General features: G+C 59.6%; 13 protein-coding genes and 4 pseudogenes. All 17 read left to right on the top strand.

Annotated elements, in window-relative coordinates; genetic code table 11:
• The 17 genes and pseudogenes from flgK to fliJ all read left to right on the top strand — a co-directional run bounded on the left by flgK (position 1) and on the right by fliJ (position 16950).
• Positions 1–2046: a flagellar hook-associated protein FlgK gene (flgK, locus tag GJU48_RS16655; protein ID WP_094951603.1), complete on the top strand. Its 2046-nt coding sequence runs from the start codon at positions 1–3 to the stop codon at positions 2044–2046.
• A 14-nt stretch (positions 2047–2060) separates the two neighbouring features.
• Positions 2061–3100, top strand: a pseudogene (flgL, locus tag GJU48_RS16650) (flagellar hook-associated protein FlgL).
• A gap of 276 nt (positions 3101–3376) precedes the next feature.
• Positions 3377–4306, top strand: coding sequence for a ketoacyl-ACP synthase III (locus GJU48_RS16645; RefSeq protein ID WP_094951605.1), 930 nt, complete (start codon positions 3377–3379; stop codon positions 4304–4306).
• Between the two features lie 266 nt (positions 4307–4572).
• Positions 4573–5471: pseudogene (locus GJU48_RS16640) on the top strand (flagellin domain-containing protein).
• Between the two features lie 71 nt (positions 5472–5542).
• Positions 5543–5755, top strand: a pseudogene (locus tag GJU48_RS16635) (flagellar protein FlaG); the annotation flags it as partial.
• A pseudogene (locus GJU48_RS25350) lies at positions 5755–5907 on the top strand (flagellar filament capping protein FliD); the annotation flags it as partial. The pseudogenes GJU48_RS16635 and GJU48_RS25350, both read left to right, overlap by 1 nt.
• 139 nt (positions 5908–6046) lie before the next feature.
• On the top strand, positions 6047–6436 hold the full coding sequence (fliS, locus tag GJU48_RS16630; protein ID WP_094951609.1) for a flagellar export chaperone FliS: 390 nt from the start codon (positions 6047–6049) through the stop codon (positions 6434–6436).
• Between the two features lie 25 nt (positions 6437–6461).
• On the top strand, positions 6462–6758 hold the full coding sequence (gene fliT / locus GJU48_RS16625) for a flagellar protein FliT (protein ID WP_094951610.1): 297 nt from the start codon (positions 6462–6464) through the stop codon (positions 6756–6758).
• Between the two features lie 170 nt (positions 6759–6928).
• Positions 6929–8404: a sigma-54 dependent transcriptional regulator gene (locus GJU48_RS16620; RefSeq protein ID WP_094951611.1), complete on the top strand. Its 1476-nt coding sequence runs from the start codon at positions 6929–6931 to the stop codon at positions 8402–8404.
• Positions 8405–8514: 110 nt separating this feature from the next.
• Positions 8515–9726, top strand: a complete 1212-nt coding sequence (locus GJU48_RS16615) for a sensor histidine kinase (protein WP_094951623.1) — start codon at positions 8515–8517, stop codon at positions 9724–9726.
• 7 nt (positions 9727–9733) lie between these two features.
• The gene (locus tag GJU48_RS16610; protein WP_094951612.1) at positions 9734–11113 is read left to right on the top strand and encodes a sigma-54-dependent transcriptional regulator; all 1380 of its coding nucleotides are present in this window, start codon (positions 9734–9736) and stop codon (positions 11111–11113) included.
• A 130-nt stretch (positions 11114–11243) separates the two neighbouring features.
• On the top strand, positions 11244–11573 hold the full coding sequence (gene fliE / locus GJU48_RS16605) for a flagellar hook-basal body complex protein FliE (protein WP_017134937.1): 330 nt from the start codon (positions 11244–11246) through the stop codon (positions 11571–11573).
• A 16-nt stretch (positions 11574–11589) separates the two neighbouring features.
• Positions 11590–13365 (top strand): flagellar basal-body MS-ring/collar protein FliF, encoded by a 1776-nt coding sequence (gene fliF / locus GJU48_RS16600; protein WP_094951613.1) that lies wholly within the window; start codon positions 11590–11592, stop codon positions 13363–13365.
• Positions 13358–14374, top strand: coding sequence for a flagellar motor switch protein FliG (gene fliG, locus GJU48_RS16595; RefSeq protein WP_094951614.1), 1017 nt, complete (start codon positions 13358–13360; stop codon positions 14372–14374). The genes fliF and fliG overlap by 8 nt, the downstream gene beginning before the upstream one ends.
• Before the next feature lie 10 nt (positions 14375–14384).
• Positions 14385–15149, top strand: coding sequence for a flagellar assembly protein FliH (fliH, locus tag GJU48_RS16590; RefSeq protein WP_094951615.1), 765 nt, complete (start codon positions 14385–14387; stop codon positions 15147–15149).
• Positions 15139–16497 carry a flagellar protein export ATPase FliI gene (gene fliI, locus GJU48_RS16585; protein ID WP_094951616.1) on the top strand — a complete coding sequence of 453 codons (1359 nt, stop codon included), beginning with the start codon at positions 15139–15141 and terminating at the stop codon, positions 16495–16497. The genes fliH and fliI overlap by 11 nt, the downstream gene beginning before the upstream one ends.
• Positions 16498–16500: 3 nt before the next feature.
• A complete protein-coding gene (gene fliJ, locus GJU48_RS16580; RefSeq protein WP_094951617.1) occupies positions 16501–16950 on the top strand; it encodes a flagellar export protein FliJ in 450 nt (149 codons plus the stop codon).
• Positions 16951–17102 lie beyond the last annotated feature (152 nt).

Below are 17102 nucleotides of genomic sequence, written 5' to 3'. Positions count from 1 at the left end.
ATGAGTTTGCTCAATATCGGGATGTCGGGGCTTAACGCCGCTCAAGGATCGTTGTCGGTCCTGAGTAACAACATTGCCAACGTCAACACCCCGGGATACTCGCGTCAGCAGACCACCCAGAACGCCAGCGCCAATAACCAGTACGGTGGTGTGTTTATCGGCACTGGCACCACGCTGGCGGACGTTCGCCGGGTGTACAACGAATACTTGGACACGGCGTACCAGAACAGCACGGCGCTGAATAACGACGCCAAGGCTTATCAGGATCAGATCAGTGCGGTCGATAAGGTGCTGTCGGACAAGACCACGGGCCTGTCCTCGGTGCTCAGTTCTTTCTTCGCTACCTTGCAGACATCGGCGTCCAACCCCAGTGATCTGTCGGCCCGCCAATTACTGGTGACCAACGCCCAGACCTTGAGCAGCCGGTTTAACGCGATCTCGACGCAGTTGACTCAGCAGAAAGAGACCATCAATAACCAGTTGGGCAGCATGAGTGAGCAGGTCAATCAATTGACCGCCTCGATTGCCTCGCTCAATAAGCAGATTTCCCAGGTGCAGGGCGCTTCGGGCAATGCCCCGGCCAACCTGTTGGACTCGCGTACCGAGGCCGTACGCTCGCTCAATGAATTGATCGGCGTGACGGCTACCGAGAAGAATGGGCAGTTCAGCGTGACTACCGGCAGCGGTCAGTCTTTGGTCGAAGGCGGGATTTCCAACACCATTTCCGCAGTGCCGAGCAAGACCGATAACAGCCAGTACACCATCCAGTTGGACATGAACGGTACTACCATGGACCTGGGCGGGGTGATCAGTGGCGGTAGCATTGGTGGCCTGTTGCGTTATCGCAGTGATGCCTTGATGCCCGCCATCAATGATCTGGGGCGCATCGCTATCGCGACCGCAGACACGATCAATAATCAGCTGGGCCAAGGCCTGGACCTGAATGGCGACTTTGGTATTTCGCTGTTCAAAGACATCAACAGTGCCGCCGCCATTGCCTCGCGCAGCCAGGGTGCGGCGGGTAACAGCAGCGGTGCGGGCAACCTTAATGTGTCGATCAGCGACAGCAGCAAGCTGACGACCTTCGACTACAAGGTGACCTTCAGCGATAGCGCCAACCCTAACAAGGTCACGGTACTGCGCTCGGATGGCAAGGCCATGGGCACCTTTGATATGAGCTCCACACCCCCGCCGACGATGGATGGCTTTACCCTCGCGCTGGATGGTAAAGGCACAATGGCGTTTGGCGACAGCTTCAAGGTCAGCCCGACCGCGACCGGGGCCAGCGGTATTGGCGTGGCGATCACCGATCCGAACAAACTAGCGTTTGCCGGCCCGTTGGCGGGTACCAGCGGCAAGACCAACAGCGGCACGGGCACCTTTACCCAGCCGTCCTTGACCGTGCCACTGGATATTCATGGCGGTGCTGACACGGCCCAACTGCGCACGGGCATCGAAAACTCGATGCCGGTGAAAATGGTCTTCGGCAAAGCGGCTGCTGACGGCACGCAGCCTTATACCCTCAACGATGCGCAGGGTAACCCGATCGGCACCGGCAGCATCATTCCGGGGCAGGGCAACAAGATCACCGTCAATGTGCCGATGCGTGATGCCAGCGGTGCGGTCATCCCCGGCAAGAGCTTCAGTTTCGACACCACCGTCAACGGCTCCCCGGCTGACGGCGACAACACGACCTTTGCCTTTAACAGTGGCGGCAAATCCGATGGCCGTAATGCCCAGGAACTGCTGAACCTGCAGACCAAGGCCAGCGTGGGCATGAGCGACGGCAACGCGGGTGTCAGCCTGGTGGGGGCTAATAGCAAACTGGTTTCGACCGTGGGCTCCAAGACTAGCCAGGCTAACGTCGACAGTGCGGCCACCGGCGCTTTACTCAGTGCGAACAAAGAGGCGCGCAACTCAGTGTCGGGCGTCAACCTGGATGACGAGGCGGGCGACATGATCAAGTTCCAGCAGTACTACACCGCGTCGTCGCAGATCATCAAGGCTGCGCAGGAAACCTTCACCACACTGATTAATGCCCTTTAAAGGAGGCTGGGACGATGCGTATTTCTACACAGCAATATTTCGAGACCAGCTCCGCCAAGTATCAGAGTAACTATTCCAGTGTGGTGAAAGCCCAGGATCAGGCAACCACCGGTGTACGCGTGCAAACGGCTGCGGATGATCCGGTCGCGGCGGCGCGGTTGTTGATGCTCCAGCAGCAGAAAGACATGTTGGGGCAGTTCAACGGCAATATCGACACGCTGAAAAACTCGCTGACCACGCAAGAAAGCGTGATGGAAAACATCAATATTGCGATTCAGAGGGCCAGTGAACTGGCGCTGAAGGCGGGTAACGTTGGCATCAGTGACGCTGACCGCACATCGATTGCCGCCGAGGTTGGCGCCATTGAGGACCAAGTCCTGGGTCTGCTCAATACCAAGGATGCCAGCGGTAACTATTTGTTCTCGGGGAGCAAGACCGACACCCCTCCTTATGCGCGCAACAACGATGGTACCTACAGCTATCAAGGCGATGACACGCCGTTGAGCCTGAAGGTTGCGGAGAATTTGTCCTTTATGCGCAGCCTTACACGGCAGACAGCAAATCCATCGCCAGCGGTACCTTGGCTGCTGGCGCCACGTCGATTACGGCGGCAGGTGTGACGTTTGATGTCACTACCGCGCCGGCGCCGGCAGCCGGCGACCAGTTTTCGATTGGTGCCACCAGCAACAAGAACGAGAACGTACTCGACACCCTGAGCCATTTGCGCAAAACCCTGGAAACGCCGTCAGACGGCAACCCGGCGGCGCAGAAGGAACTTAAGGATGTGGTGGCCAGGTCCATTGGCAACCTGACCAATGCTTACACTCAGATCGACCAGGCGCGGGGCTCCATTGGTGCGCGCCTGAATACCCTGAGCATCCAAAGCCAGGAAAACACTAGCTTGGATCTGGCAAACACCACGACCATGTACGCGCTGGGCAATGTCGACTTCGCAGAAGCCGCCATCAACTTGAGCCTGCAGCAAACCATGCTGCAGGCCTCGCAGCTGGCCTTCGTGAAAATCTCCCAGTTGAGCCTGTTCAACAAGATGTAATCGGCGTCACCCCAAACGGCCCACCCTGGAAACACGGTGGGCCGTTGTCGTTTCTGCGACTTAATTGTTTGAAGGTTTTGCATAAAGCACACAAAATTGAGTGACCTGTGAGTCATAAAGCGCATCTTCACTGTATCGTGTGAAAAGGATAAGTCGTCGCCAGGTCGTTGCGCGCAGGCTTTCAGCGAGATTTTTGCGGGGTTATCCCCTTTATTGTCAGCGCCCCCGAGGCAGTTCGCGGGGTGTTCTCCAGCTATTTAGTATTGGGAAGCCACAATGATTGGCATAAAAAGCATCGCCAGTTACGTGCCGGCAGACGGGATCGATAACTACGCCCAGGGTGCCAAATTCGCCAAGGATGAAGAATTCATCATTGGCAAGATCGGATCGGCGTTCCTGCCGCGCAAGGAAGCTGCACAGGAAACCTCTGATCTGTGTGTCGAGGCGGTCAACGCTTTGTTTGCCAACAACCCGAATTTGAAGCGCGAGTCGATTGACGCGCTGATCGTCGTCACCCAGAACGGCGATGAAGAGGGTTTGCCCCACACCGCCGCCATCGTCCAGGACAAGCTGGGCCTGCCGACCCACGTCGCGGCGTTCGATATTTCCCTGGGCTGCTCCGGCTACGTCTACGGCATCTACGCGATGAAGGGCTTCATGGAAGCCACGGGCCTGAAAAACGGCCTGCTGATTACCGCCGACCCGTATTCGAAGATCGTCGACCCGGAAGATCGCAACACCACCATGTTGTTCGGCGATGCCGCCACCGCCACCTGGATGGGCGAAGACGCGCCGTGGTTGCTGGGCAATTCCAAATTCGGCACCGATGGTTCCGGCGCACCGCACCTGAAGGTCAGCGACGGCGTGTTCTTCATGAACGGCCGCCAAGTGTTCAACTTCGCCTTGCTCAAGGTGCCGGCGCATTTACACGAACTGCTCAATGAGTCGGACCTCAAGGCTGACGACATCGATGCGTTCTGCATTCACCAGGGCAGTGCGGCGATTGTCGACGCCGTGGCGCGGCGTTTCGAAGATGCGCCGGTGGACAAGTTCATCAAGGACATGGTCGAGACTGGTAACACCGTGTCGTCGAGCATTCCGCTGCTGCTGGAAAAGCACGTGATGGATGCCACCTGGAAGCGCGTGGCAATCAGTGGTTTTGGTGTGGGCCTGTCGTGGGGCTCGGCGATTCTCTATCGTCCGTGAGATCTTAATAGGCTGAACAACAAAACGCCGATGATCAAACGATCATCGGCGTTTTTTTATTGGCGCCAGAAAAGCCAATGAAACCGGGGTTTTAAGCCGCGCTAAAGCCTTGAATTGCAAGGGGTGGCACGGTGCTAGTAAAAAATTTCAAAAAAACCCTCAAGCAACCGCGCGACACGACGATAACTATTACGAAGGTTCTCTAGGCCACACCCGGCGGTTGCCAGGGCCGGAAGCCGCAGTATCCAACTCACGAGGATTTCGTCATGGCATTATCAGTAAACACCAACATCACTTCCCTGGGTGTCCAGAAGAACCTGAACAAAGCTTCCGACGCTCTGAGCACCGCGATGAACCGTCTGTCGACCGGCAAGAAGATCAACAGCGCCAAAGACGACGCCGCCGGCATGCAGATCGCTAACCGTCTGGGCAACCAGGTTAAAGGCTTGAACGTTGCAATTGCCAACGCCGCCAACGGTACTTCGATCGCCCAGACTGCTGAAGGCGCGATGCAAGAATCCACCAACACCCTGCAGCGTCTGCGTGAACTGGCCCTGCAAGCGGCGAACGGTGATAAAAGCGACGCTGACCGTGTTTCCCTGCAGCAAGAATTCACCGCGAAAGTGGGTGAGCTGACCCGTATCGCCAACACCACTACTTTCGGTGGTCGTAACCTGCTGGACGGTTCGTTCAACAACGTTGCTTTCCAAATTGGTGCCAACGCCAACGAAACGATTTCGTTCGGCATGGGTGACCCAAGAAAGACATCGTTATCGCCGACGGTAGCGCAGGTACTGGCCTGGTTGCACTGGGCCTGACTGCTGGTTCGAGCAAAGCCACTACTCTGGAAACCACCGTTTCCAACCTGAGCATCCTGAGTGCGTCCAGCTCGCAGCAGGCGATCCAGGCTCTTGACGGCGCCATGCAGCAGATCGACAGCCAGCGTTCGCAGCTGGGTGCCGTACAAAACCGCTTCGACAGCACCACTGCTAACCTGCAGAGCATTTCGCAGAACTCCAGCGCTGCCAAAGGCCGCGTAGAAGACGCTGACTTCTCTGCAGAAGCTGCTGAACTGACCAAGCAACAGACCCTGCAACAGGCGTCCACTGCGATCCTGGCACAGGCCAACCAACTGCCATCTGCTGTACTGAAGCTGCTTCAGTAATAGCCTAGCGGTTAACTAACGGAAGGGTGCGTTTACGTGCCCTTTCGTTTTTTCAGTTTTGAGGTGATGACATGGACATGAGCATCAAGCTTAACCCGTCTTACCCGGCTGGCGCAGCTCAGGCCAGTGGTGCAGTGGCCGCCCAGGCCAAGCCCGCGAAAGAGGCTGAATCGGCACCTGCCGCTGAGCCGCAGCGCGCGGCACTGGAAAAGGCCGTCACTGATATTCGTGAGTTTGTGCAGGCGAGCCAACGCAACCTGGACTTCTCCATTGACGACACTACCAGCAATCGGCCCTGGATCGGAGAATGGAGGATTTGCAGACATCTCTGACGGCCAAATATGCCGCAATGGATGCAATGATTGCGAAAATCAACAACACCAGCTCCAGCATCATGACCACCCTTAATGCACTGAACAATCCGAAGTCGAGCTGATTGAAGGGGCGTCCTGCGCCCCGTCAAAGAGCGTTTGTGAAAGTGGGCAGCTAAGGTCCTGAATTAAAGTTTTTGCCATTACAGTCGAAAGACTGGGTAGATCAACACTTTTCGCGCGTGTCCTGTTCGAGGTAGCAAGATGAACCCTATGAGAGCCCTTCGCCAATACCAGAAGGTTAATTCCCATGCTCAAGTGTCCGAAGCCAGCCCTCATCGCTTGATCCAGATGCTGATGGAGGGCGGGCTTGAGCGCCTTGCTCAGGCCAAGGGCGCAATGGCGCGCGGTGATATTCCGCAAAAGGGTTTGTTGTTGACCAAGGCTATCGACATTATCACGGGCTTGCGTCAGGGCCTGGACGAAACCAAGGCGGAAGATCCTGCCACGATCCAGCGTTTGGCTAACTTGTATGACTATATGAATGTGCGCCTGCTGAAAGCTAATGCCGACAACGATCCGGAAATCATCGACGAAGTTGCCCGTCTGCTGATTACCGTAAAAGAAGGCTGGGATGCCATCGCTCCACAATAAGGCGGATCGCCTTGAGGTACACATCATGAGCCACGCACTGCAACGCATCGACGAAACCCGCGAAGCCCTGATCGGCGCGCTGGCGGAGCGCAACTGGGAGGCCGTTGGCGAGTTGGACCTGGGTTGCCGCGCGGTGATTGATGAGGTGCTCAGCGAGGCGCCGGAAGATGAAGACGCGCTGCGGGAAAAGCTGGAAAGCCTGCTGGCGGTTTATCAGCAGTTGCTTGAGGTGACGATGGGCGAGCGTCAGGCGATTTTCGAAGAGATGTCGCAGATCAACCAAGCTAAAAATGCGTCAAAGGTTTACCATCTGTTCGGCTGAATGGGCTCAGTTAATCCGAACGGCGCGTCATATATTTGACTGTGCTCGCATTTTTGACTTAACTAGTGCTGTTTTCAGATTTCAGACGTCTAGTAAGGTAATAAGTCTTACGGGCGTCTTGATTGCCCTCACTCTGGGGCAGGAAGTTTTACTAGGGAAGTTGCTATTGCATGTGGCGTGAAACCAAAATTCTGCTGATCGATGACGATAGCGTCCGCCGCCGCGATTTGGCGGTGATTTTAAATTTTCTTGGTGAAGAAAATTTTCCCTGCGGCAGCCATGATTGGCAGCAGGCGGTCAGCTCTTTGTCATCGAGCCGTGAAGTCATTTGTGTGCTGATCGGGACGGTAAACGCTCCTGGCGCAGTTCAAGGCCTGTTAAAGACACTGGCGACCTGGGATGAGTTCCTTCCCGTGTTGCTGATGGGCGATATTTCTTCCGTGGACCTGCCGGAAGACCAGCGCCGCCGCGTGCTTTCCACCTTGGAAATGCCGCCCAGCTATAGCAAATTGCTCGACTCGCTGCACCGTGCCCAGGTCTACCGCGAGATGTACGACCAGGCCCGCGAGCGCGGCCGTCACCGTGAACCCAACCTGTTCCGCAGCCTTGTCGGCACCAGCCGTGCGATCCAGCACGTGCGCCAGATGATGCAGCAAGTGGCCGACACCGACGCCAGCGTGCTGATCCTCGGCGAGTCGGGCACCGGCAAGGAAGTGGTCGCGCGCAACCTGCACTATCACTCCAAGCGCCGCGACGGGCCTTTTGTGCCGGTCAACTGCGGGGCGATCCCGGCAGAGCTGCTCGAAAGCGAATTGTTCGGCCACGAGAAGGGCGCCTTTACCGGGGCGATCACCAGCCGTGCCGGGCGTTTCGAGCTGGCCAACGGCGGCACCTTGTTTCTCGACGAAATCGGCGACATGCCGCTGCCGATGCAGGTTAAGCTGCTGCGCGTATTGCAGGAGCGCACCTTCGAGCGCGTGGGCAGCAACAAGACCCAGAGCGTCGACGTGCGCATCATCGCGGCCACGCACAAGAACCTCGAAAGCATGATCGAGGTCGGCACTTTCCGCGAAGATTTATACTACCGCCTCAACGTATTCCCCATCGAGATGGCCCCGCTGCGTGAGCGCGTGGAAGACATCCCGTTGCTGATGAACGAACTGATTTCGCGTATGGAACACGAAAAGCGCGGCTCGATTCGCTTCAACTCCGCTGCAATTATGTCGCTGTGCCGCCACGGCTGGCCGGGCAACGTCCGCGAGCTGGCCAACCTGGTGGAGCGTATGGCGATCATGCACCCCTACGGTGTGATCGGCGTGGTCGAGCTGCCGAAGAAGTTTCGCTACGTCGATGACGAAGACGAGCAGTTGGTAGACAGCCTGCGCAGTGACCTGGAAGAACGCGTGGCCATCAACGGCCATACGCCGGACTTCGGTTCCACCGCCATGCTGCCGCCCGAAGGCCTGGACTTGAAAGACTACCTCGGTAGCCTTGAACAAGGCTTGATCCAGCAGGCGCTGGACGATGCCAATGGCATCGTTGCGCGTGCCGCCGAACGCTTGCGTATCCGCCGAACCACTCTGGTTGAGAAGATGCGCAAGTACGGCATGAGCCGTCGAGAAGGTGATGAACAGGCAGATGATTGACGCCTGTTTTTTAAGTCACTGAAATCTGGATAGTTTTTTTTCGGCACGGGTATTGCTACAGCCCTCGCAACGTTCCGTTTAACTGACGGTCAGCCAAGCGAGAGAGCATGATGCCCCACGCCGCCCAACTTTCTTCAGGCCCTGCTATCCCAGGGCTCGTTCCGTCCGCAGAGCCGCTTACCCGGCAAGGTCTTGAACAGGCGTTCTCGCAGTTCAGCCAGATGTCGAACCAGCTCACCGACTCTTACAGCCTTCTCGAAGCCCGGGTTTCCGAGCTTAAAGGCGAGCTGGCGGTGGTCAGTGCCCAGCGCATGGAAGAGCTGGCCGAGAAAGAGCGCCTGGCCAACCGCCTGCAAAACCTCCTCGACCTGTTGCCCGGTGGCGTGATCGTCATCGATGAAATGGGCCGTGTCCGTGAAGCCAACCCGGCCGCGAGCGACTTGCTCGGCGAACCGCTTGAAGGCGAGCTATGGCGCCATGTCATTACCCGCTGCTTTGCGCCGCGCGAAGACGATGGCCACGAAATTTCCCTCAAGGACGGCCGCCGACTTTCGATCGCCACCCGTTCCCTGGACGCTGAGCCCGGCCAACTGGTGCTGCTCAATGACTTGACTGAAACCCGTCACCTGCAAGACCAACTGGCGCGCCATGAACGGTTGTCGTCACTGGGGCGGATGGTCGCTTCTTTGGCGCATCAGATCCGCACGCCGTTATCGGCGGCACTGATCTACGCCAGTCATTTGACTGATGAGCAATTGCCCGCGGCCACCCACCAACGATTTGCTGGCCGCCTCAAGGAGCGCCTGCATGAATTGGAGCACCAGGTGCGCGACATGTTGGTGTTTGCCCGCGGCGAATTACCGCTGACCGATCGCGTCACGCCGTGCGCACTGATGCAGTCGCTGCAAGCGGCCGCCGCCACGCATATTCAAGAGGCGAATGTGCGCTGGCAGTGCGACAGCCACCAAGGCGAGTTGCTGTGCAACCGCGACACGCTGGTCGGCGCCTTGCTCAACCTGATCGAAAACGCCACCCAGGCCAGCGGCCCGGGTGCACAGCTTAAAGTGCACCTGTACTGCCGTGAGCAAACCCTGCGCCTGTGCATCAGCGACAACGGCAGCGGCATCGACCCGGCGGTGTTGCAGCGCCTGGGCGAACCTTTTTTTACCACCAAGACTAACGGCACTGGCCTGGGCCTGACCGTGGTCAAGGCAGTGGCGCGTGCTCATCAGGGAGAATTGCAACTGCATTCCCGATTGGGGCGTGGCACCTGTGCATTGATGACCTTGCCGCTGTTTTTCGGCGCGGCAAGCGCGGAGTAAAACGACTATGGCTATCAAGGTTTTATTGGTGGAAGACGATCGCGCCCTGCGTGAAGCATTGGCTGACACGCTGCTGTTGGCGGGCCATGACTACCGGGCGGTCGGTTCTGCCGAGGACGCCTTGGAGGCCGTGGAGCAGGAGCCCTTCAGCCTGGTGGTCAGCGACGTGAACATGCCCGGCATGGACGGCCATCAGTTGCTCAGCCTGCTGCGTGCGCGCCAGCCGCAACTGCCGGTGCTGCTGATGACCGCCCATGGCGCCGTGGAGCGTGCGGTGGACGCCATGCGCCAAGGGGCGGCGGATTACCTGGTTAAACCGTTCGAGCCCAAAGCCTTGATCGAGCTGGTCGCCCGTCACGCACTCGGCGTGATTTCGAGCGTCGAAGGCGAGGGTCCGATTGCCTTCGAGCCGGCCAGCGCGCAACTGCTGGACCTAGCGGCCCGTGTGGCGCGCAGTGATTCCACTGTGTTGATTTCCGGCGAGTCCGGCACCGGTAAAGAAGTGCTGGCGCGGTATATCCACCAGCAATCCGGCCGTGCCAAACAACCGTTTATCGCGATCAACTGCGCGGCGATTCCCGACAACATGCTCGAAGCCACGCTGTTCGGCCATGAAAAAGGCTCGTTCACTGGCGCCATCGCCGCCCAGGCCGGCAAGTTCGAACAGGCCGACGGCGGCACCATCCTGCTCGACGAAATCTCGGAAATGCCCTTGGGCCTGCAAGCCAAGCTGCTGCGGGTATTGCAGGAGCGCGAAGTCGAGCGCGTGGGCGCGCGCAAGCCGATCCAGTTGGACATTCGCGTGGTCGCCACCACCAACCGTGATTTGGCGGGCGAAGTGGCGGCGGGGCGCTTCCGTGAAGACTTGTTCTACCGACTCTCGGTGTTCCCGTTGGCCTGGCGCCCTTTGCGCGAGCGCCCGGCGGACATCATCCCGCTGGCCGAGCGCCTGTTGAACAACCACGTCAAGAAAATGAAGCATGCCCAGGCGCGGCTGTCGGCTGAGGCTCAGGCCTGTCTGATCAGCTACCCATGGCCCGGCAACGTGCGTGAATTGGATAACGCCATCCAGCGCGCGCTGATTTTGCAGCAAGGCGGGCTGATCCAGCCGCAAGACTTCTGCCTGGCCGTTGGTAGTGGCGCAGCACCGTTGCCGAGCCTGGCGCCGGCGCCTGTGGTGGTCGCCGAAGCCGAGTCCGCTGGCGCCTTGGGCGACGACCTGCGCCGCCGCGAATTCCAGATGATCATCGACACCCTGCGCGCCGAGCGCGGCCGCCGCAAAGAGGCCGCCGAACGCTTAGGCATCAGTCCGCGCACCTTGCGCTACAAGCTGGCGCAGATGCGCGACGCGGGAATGGATGTGGAAGCCTACCTTTTCGCCACCTAAAAAATGTGTAGGCCGACAGGGTTTGTCGCCTTTTCTTACAAGCTGCCCTGGAGCTGGCACCCTTGTTGCACTACCCCCAGTAACCGCTGCGTAGTGTCAAAAAATTGCGGGTCGTCGGAGAGAGAAGGTCATGAGCCAGGGTATTGAGTTCAATCGGTTGATGTTGGATATGCGCTCCATGCAAATGGATGCCATGGCTCAACCGAAATCCGTCGCGCCAGCGCCGGAATTGGGCCAAAGCAGTTTTGCCGACATGCTCGGTCAGGCAATCAACAAAGTCAGTGATACCCAGCAAGCCTCGAGTCAGTTGGCCACCGCCTTCGAGATCGGCAAAAGCGGCGTGGACCTCACCGATGTGATGGTGGCCTCGCAAAAGGCCAGTGTTTCCTTTCAGGCCTTGACCCAAGTGCGTAACAAGCTGGTTCAGGCTTATCAAGACATCATGCAGATGCCGGTTTAAGGACGAGATTTAAGTCATGGCAGAAGCAGTCGTGGACAACGTACCCGCCAAGGCAGACGGCAAGCCGCCGCTGTTTGGCCTGTCGTTCCTGGAAAACCTTTCCGAAATGACCATGTTGCGTCAGGTGGGCCTGATGGTCGGCCTGGCTGCCAGCGTGGCGATTGGTTTTGCCGTGGTGCTGTGGTCGCAGCAACCTGATTACCGCCCGCTGTACGGCAGCCTGGCCGGCATGGATTCCAAGCAGATCATGGAAACCCTGGCCGCCGCCGACATCGCCTACACCGTGGAACCCAACTCCGGTGCCTTGCTGGTCAAGGCCGATGATGTGGCCCGTGCACGGATGAAACTGGCCGCCGCCGGCGTAACGCCGTCCGACAGCAATATCGGTTTTGAAATCCTCGACAAGGACCAAGGCCTGGGCACTAGCCAGTTCATGGAAGCCACCCGCTACCGTCGTGGCCTGGAAGGCGAACTGGCGCGCACCATCTCCAGTTTGAATAACGTCAAAGGCGCCCGCGTGCACCTGGCGATTCCGAAAAGCTCGGTGTTCGTGCGTGACGAACGCAAGCCAAGCGCCTCGGTATTGGTCGAGCTGTTTTCCGGCCGCTCCCTGGAGCCTGGCCAGGTCCTGGCGATCATCAACCTGGTGGCCACCAGCGTTCCCGAATTGAGCAAGTCGCAAATCACCGTGGTCGACCAGAAGGGCAACCTGCTGTCCGACATGGCGGAAAACTCCGCGCTGACCCAGGCCGGCAAGCAGTTCGACTACAGCCGCCGTATGGAAAGCATGCTCACCCAGCGCGTGCACAACATCCTGCAACCGGTATTGGGCAATGACCGCTACAAAGCTGAAGTGTCCGCCGACGTCGACTTCAGCGCCGTCGAGTCGACGTCCGAGCAGTTCAACCCGGACCAGCCGGCCCTGCGCAGCGAGCAGTCGACCAGCGAACAACGCACCGCTAGCAATGGTCCGCAAGGTGTGCCGGGTGCCTTGAGCAACCAGCCACCAGCTCCGGCCTCGGCGCCGCAAACCACCGGTGGCGCCGCCGCGGCCGCAGGCGCGATTCAGCCTGGCCAGCCACTGTTGGACGCCAACGGCCAGCAGATCATGGACCCGGCCACCGGCCAGCCGATGCTCGCGCCGTACCCAGCCGACAAGCGTAACCAGTCGACCAAGAACTTCGAGCTCGATCGCTCCATCAGCCACACCAAGCAGCAACAGGGCAAAATCAATCGCCTGTCGGTGTCGGTGGTGGTCGATGACCAAGTCAAGGTCAATGCCGCTGACGGTGCAGTGACCCGTGCGCCATGGAACGCCGACGAATTGGCGCGCTTCACGCGTCTGGTGCAGGACGCCGTCGGTTTTGACGCCAGCCGCGGTGACAGCGTCAGCGTGATCAACATGCCGTTCTCCGTCGAGCGTGGTGAAGTCATCACCGACCCGGCCTTCTACACCCAGCCGTGGTTCTGGGACATCGTCAAGCAAGTGCTGGGTGTGTTGTTCATCCTGGTGCTGGTGTTTGGCGTGCTGCGCCCGGTGCTCAACAACATCACCGGGCATGGCAAGAAACAGCTGGCCCTGGCCGGCAGCGACGTCGAGTTGGGTGGCATGGGCGGCCTGGATGGTGAACTGGCCAACGACCGCGTCAGCCTCGGTGGCCCGCAAAGCATTCTGTTGCCAAGCCCGAGCGAAGGCTATGACGCTCAGTTGAACGCAATCAAGAGTCTGGTGGCAGAAGACCCGGGCCGTGTGGCCCAGGTCGTGAAAGAGTGGATTAACGCAGATGAATGATCGAGCCGCTGTTGCCAAGCTCACCAAAGTCGACAAAGCCGCAGTGTTGCTGCTGTCTTTGGGTGAGACCGACGCCGCACAAGTGCTGCGCCACATGGGCCCCAAAGAGGTTCAACGCGTAGGCGTGGCCATGGCGCAAATGCGCAATGTGCACCGTGAGCAAGTCGAGCAGGTGATGAGCGAGTTCGTCGAGATTGTCGGCGACCAGACCAGCCTGGGCGTCGGCTCCGACAGCTATATCCGCAAGATGCTCACCTCGGCCCTGGGCGAAGACAAAGCCAACGGCCTGATCGACCGCATCCTGTTGGGCGGCAACACCAGCGGCCTCGACAGCCTCAAATGGATGGAGCCGCGCGCCGTCGCCGACGTGATCCGCTACGAGCACCCGCAGATCCAGGCCATCGTCGTCGCTTATCTGGACCCGGACCAGGCCGGTGAAGTGCTCGGCCACTTTGACCATAAAGTGCGCCTGGACATCATCCTGCGCGTGTCGTCGCTGAACACCGTGCAGCCGGCGGCGCTGAAAGAACTCAACACGATTCTCGAGAAGCAGTTCTCGGGTAATTCCAACGCCTCGCGCACCACCTTGGGTGGCATCAAGCGCGCGGCCGATATCATGAACTTCCTCGACAGCTCGGTCGAAGTCCAGTTGATGGACTCGATCCGCGAGATCGACGACACCCTGTCCGGCCAGATCGAAGACCTCATGTTTGTGTTCAACAACCTCTCCGATGTCGACGACCGTGGCATCCAGGCGTTGTTGCGCGAAGTCTCCTCCGATGTGCTGGTACTGGCACTCAAGGGCTCCGACGAAGGCGTCAAGGAAAAGATCTTCAAGAACATGTCCAAGCGTGCTTCCGAACTGTTGCGCGACGACCTGGAAGCCAAAGGCCCAGTGCGCGTCAGCGACGTGGAAACCGCCCAGAAGGAAATCCTCACCATTGCCCGCCGTATGGCCGAAGCCGGAGAAATCGTTCTCGGCGGGAAGGGCGGCGAAGAAATGATCTAAGGCGCTGCCCATGTCGAACAAAGATGAGACGCCCAGCGATCTGATTCGCGCACGGGATGTCGGCGGGTTCGACATCTGGTCGTTGCCCAGCTTCGACCCGCACGTGCCGGAGCCTGAGCCTGAGCCGGTGGTTGAAACGCCTGCTGAGATGGAAGAAGTGCCGCTGGATGAAGTCCAGCCACTGACCCTCGAAGAATTGGAAGCTATCCGCCAGGAGGCCTACAACGAAGGCTTCGCAGCGGGCGAAAAAGACGGTTTTCGCAGCACCACCCTCAAGGTCCGCCAGGAATCCGAGGCGGCGCTGGGCCTCAAGCTGGGCAGCCTGGAACGCTTGATGCGCAGCCTGTTCGACCCTATTGCCGAACAAGATTCGCAACTGGAAAAATCCATGGTCGGCCTGGTCGAGCACATCGCCCGCCAGGTGATCCAGCGCGAACTGGCGCTCGATTCCAGCCATATCGAAAGCGTGATGCGCGAAGCCCTCAAGCTGCTGCCTTTGGGCGTTGGCAATGTGCGGCTGTACATCAACCCGCAGGATTTCGAACAGGTCAAAGCCCTGCGCGAGCGCCATGAAGAAACCTGGCGCATCGTCGAGGACGCGGCGCTGCAGCCCGGTGGTTGCCGCGTCGAAACCGAACACAGCCGTATCGATGCCACCGTCGAAACCCGCATCAGCCAGATCATGGCCAAACTGTTTGACCAGCTCCACGAACAAGTCCTGCACCCGGCCGAGCCCGACCTGAGCGTGGACCTGGACGCCCCTGATGCGCCTTGATCGCACCAGCTTCGCCAAGCGCCTGAGCGGCTACGCCGAGGCCACTGAGCTGCCCGGCCAGCCCATCCTCGAAGGGCGCCTGTTGCGTATGGTCGGCCTGACCCTCGAAGCCGAAGGCCTGCGCGCCGCCATGGGCAGCCGTTGCTTGGTGATCAACGACGACAGCTACCATCCGGTGCAGGTCGAAGCTGAAGTGATGGGCTTCTCCGGCAGCAAGATTTTCCTGATGCCGGTGGGCAGCCTGGCGGGTATCGCGCCCGGTGCCCGGGTGGTGCCGCTGGCCGATACTGGCCGCCTGCCGATGGGCATGAGCATGCTCGGCCGCGTGCTCGACGGTGCCGGTCGCGCGCTGGACGGCAAAGGCGGCATGAAGGCTGAAGACTGGGTGCCGATGGACGGCCCGACCATCAACCCGCTTAACCGCAACCCCATCAGCGTGCCGCTGGACGTGGGCATTCGCAGCATCAACGGTTTATTGACGGTCGGTCGCGGCCAGCGTCTGGGCCTGTTTGCCGGTACCGGCGTGGGTAAATCCGTGCTGCTGGGCATGATGACGCGCTTCACCGAGGCCGACATCATCGTGGTCGGGCTGATCGGTGAGCGGGGCCGTGAGGTTAAGGAGTTCATCGAGCACAGCCTCGGTGAAGAAGGCCTCAAGCGCTCGGTGGTCGTCGCGTCCCCGGCCGATGACGCGCCACTGATGCGCTTACGCGCCGCCATGTATTGCACGCGCATCGCCGAATATTTTCGCGACAAGGGCAAGAACGTCCTGTTGCTGATGGACTCGCTCACACGTTTCGCCCAGGCCCAGCGGGAAATTGCCCTGGCCATCGGCGAGCCGCCCGCCACCAAAGGCTACCCGCCGTCAGTGTTCGCCAAGCTGCCCAAGCTGGTGGAGCGCGCCGGTAATGCCGAGGCCGGCGGCGGTTCGATCACCGCGTTCTATACCGTGTTGTCCGAAGGCGATGACCAGCAAGACCCAATTGCCGACTCGGCGCGGGGCGTGCTCGACGGCCACATCGTGCTGTCGCGACGCTTGGCCGAAGAAGGGCACTACCCGGCCATCGACATCGAAGCGTCGATCAGCCGGGTAATGCCGGCGGTGGTCACGCCGGAACACATGGCTCGCGCGCAGCATTTCAAGCAGCTGTGGTCGCGTTATCAGCAGAGCCGTGACCTGATCAGCGTCGGCGCCTATGTGGCCGGTGGTGATCGCGAGACCGACCTGGCGATTGCCCTGCAACCGCAGTTGGTGACCTACCTGCGCCAGGGCCTCAACGACAAGATCAGCATGGGCGAAAGCGAAGCGCACCTGGGTTCGATTTTCGCCCCGGCGCCAGGCGGTTAAGCCATGGCCAGTACGCGTTCTTCACGCTTGGCACCGGTGGTGGACATGGCCGAAAAGGCCGAGAAAACTGCGGTCCAGCGCCTGGGTTATTTCCAAGGCCAGGTGCGCCTGGCGCAAAGCAAACTCGGCGACTTGGAGCGCTTTCGTGGTGAATACCAGCAGCAGTGGATCGAACGCGGCAGCAAAGGTGTGTCCGGCCAATGGCTGATGGGCTACCAAGGCTTCCTCAACCAGCTGGAAACCGCTGTCGGCCAACAGCGCCAGAGCCTGGCCTGGCACCAGAACAACCTCGATAAAGCCCGTGAAAGCTGGCAAGCGGCGTTTGCTCGAGTCGAAGGCTTGCGCAAGCTGGTGCAGCGCTATATCGACGAAGCGCGGGCGATTGAAGATAAACGCGAGCAAAAGCTGCTCGACGAGCTCTCACAGCGGCTTCCACGCCAATCACCGTACTAACGGCCACCACCGGCCCACTGTGGGCGTCGGGCTTGCCCGCGATACAGGCACCGAGGTGGATCGCCGGATACAGGCACCGAGGTGGATCAGGCACACCGCAGTGATGCTATCGCAGGCAAGCCAGCTCCCACATTTGGTCGTCTGTGTTGCCC

This window comes from Pseudomonas sp. IB20 (genome assembly GCF_009707325.1).
Taxonomy (GTDB): Bacteria; Pseudomonadota; Gammaproteobacteria; order Pseudomonadales; family Pseudomonadaceae; genus Aquipseudomonas.
The sequence above is the reverse complement of the archived record's forward strand: the minus strand, read 5'-3'. Positions and strand labels throughout refer to the sequence as shown.

Excerpts from the sequence above, each read along its gene's own strand:
- flgK (WP_094951603.1), top strand. The coding sequence starts at position 1 with ATGAGTTTGCTCAATATCGGGATGTCGGGGCTTAACGCCGCTCAAGGA.
- GJU48_RS16645 (WP_094951605.1), top strand. The coding sequence starts at position 3,377 with ATGATTGGCATAAAAAGCATCGCCAGTTACGTGCCGGCAGACGGGATC.
- fliS (WP_094951609.1), top strand. The coding sequence starts at position 6,047 with ATGAACCCTATGAGAGCCCTTCGCCAATACCAGAAGGTTAATTCCCAT.
- fliT (WP_094951610.1), top strand. The coding sequence starts at position 6,462 with ATGAGCCACGCACTGCAACGCATCGACGAAACCCGCGAAGCCCTGATC.
- GJU48_RS16620 (WP_094951611.1), top strand. The coding sequence starts at position 6,929 with ATGTGGCGTGAAACCAAAATTCTGCTGATCGATGACGATAGCGTCCGC.
- GJU48_RS16615 (WP_094951623.1), top strand. The coding sequence starts at position 8,515 with ATGCCCCACGCCGCCCAACTTTCTTCAGGCCCTGCTATCCCAGGGCTC.
- GJU48_RS16610 (WP_094951612.1), top strand. The coding sequence starts at position 9,734 with ATGGCTATCAAGGTTTTATTGGTGGAAGACGATCGCGCCCTGCGTGAA.
- fliE (WP_017134937.1), top strand. The coding sequence starts at position 11,244 with ATGAGCCAGGGTATTGAGTTCAATCGGTTGATGTTGGATATGCGCTCC.
- fliF (WP_094951613.1), top strand. The coding sequence starts at position 11,590 with ATGGCAGAAGCAGTCGTGGACAACGTACCCGCCAAGGCAGACGGCAAG.
- fliG (WP_094951614.1), top strand. The coding sequence starts at position 13,358 with ATGAATGATCGAGCCGCTGTTGCCAAGCTCACCAAAGTCGACAAAGCC.
- fliH (WP_094951615.1), top strand. The coding sequence starts at position 14,385 with ATGTCGAACAAAGATGAGACGCCCAGCGATCTGATTCGCGCACGGGAT.
- fliI (WP_094951616.1), top strand. The coding sequence starts at position 15,139 with ATGCGCCTTGATCGCACCAGCTTCGCCAAGCGCCTGAGCGGCTACGCC.
- fliJ (WP_094951617.1), top strand. The coding sequence starts at position 16,501 with ATGGCCAGTACGCGTTCTTCACGCTTGGCACCGGTGGTGGACATGGCC.